This window comes from Oleiphilus sp. HI0128 (assembly GCF_001635365.1).
Genome location: NZ_LWGG01000698.1, coordinates 1 through 1331 on the forward strand (window position 1 = coordinate 1; position 1331 = coordinate 1331).

Here is a 1331-nt window from a genome sequence, read left to right on the forward strand (position 1 = left end):
ACGAAGGCTGGTGGATTTAATTTGAAGTCAATAAATTATGGTAGCGATAAGTTAGAGCTTAGTCCTGAGTTCGGGCGGTTTTTGATTGATAAGATTGATGTGGCTGTTAAGTAAGTATCTGATTCCCCCTGTGTCAGGATAGTTGTCGCCTCTGTTAATTTTTAATAATTGAATAGGAGGCGGTAAGAGAATATGAGTGAAGCATTATTCAAAAGAGTTTAAAGAAGCCATTGTTAAGAAGTGGCTTGAAAGTGGGTTATCATTAAGAACGTTTTCAGCCCAGGAAAACATAAACCTATCCACCTTGTATTCCTGGCGAGATAAATTTCAATTACCAGGTTCAAGTGTGACAAAAAGTAGTAGTCCAGATAACTGGTCTCCAGAAGCAAAGTTTTCAATTGTTCTGGAAACCGCCATGATGTCGGAGATAGAGCTAAGTGAGTATTGCCGAGAAAAAGGGCTGTACCCTGATCAGGTGAAGCAATGGAAACAATCTTGTATTAACAACAATATGACTGAGGCTCAGCGTAAGAAACAGGAAGCTGCAGAGCGCAAAGCAGATAAGAAGCGTATTAAGCAGTTAGAGAAGGAGCTAAAACGCAAAGATGCAGCACTTGCTGAAACTGCTGCATTATTGGTGCTCAGAAAAAAGCTCAATGCCTACTGGGGGGAAGACGAGGACAGCTAACCATGCTTCCAGATAGGCAATATTATGTGGAGCTGATTGATGAAGCCGTTAGTGCTGGAGCCAGAAGAGTGAAAGCCTGTGAGCTAATAGGCTTATCGCTTCGGACCTTACAACGCTGGATTGAAGATGGTGGCGTTACACAGGACAAAAGACAGTCAGCTATTAGACCTGAGCCAAAGAATAAGTTGTCAGAAACCGAGCGACAGAGCATTATCAATATCTGTAACGAGCCCGAATATGCGGACCTTCCACCCAGCCAAATCGTACCAAGGCTAGCGGATAAAGGGCAATATATTGCTTCTGAGTCCAGCTTTTATCGTGTGCTCAAAGCACATAATCAACTGGCTCACAGGGGGCGAGACAAGCCCAAAAATGGTACGAAGAAACCGAAGGGATATACGGCCACTGGGCCAAATGAAGTCTGGAGTTGGGATATTACGTACTGCCCTGCAACTGTGATAGGGCGGTATTATTACCTGTATATGATAGAAGATATCTTCAGTCGCAAAATTGTTGGCTGGGAAGTGCATGAGTCCGAGCAAGGAGAACATGCAGCAGCATTGCTTGAGCGCAGTGTTTGGTCAGAAAAGTGCGTCAGAAAATCCCTGGTGTTGCACTCGGATAATGGTAGCACAATGAAGAG

At 43.9% G+C, this 1331-nt stretch carries 1 pseudogene; it reads left to right on the forward strand.

From position 1 onward, the window contains the following. Positions 1–196: 196 nt before the first annotated feature. Positions 197–1331: pseudogene (locus A3763_RS29530) on the forward strand (IS3 family transposase); the annotation flags it as partial.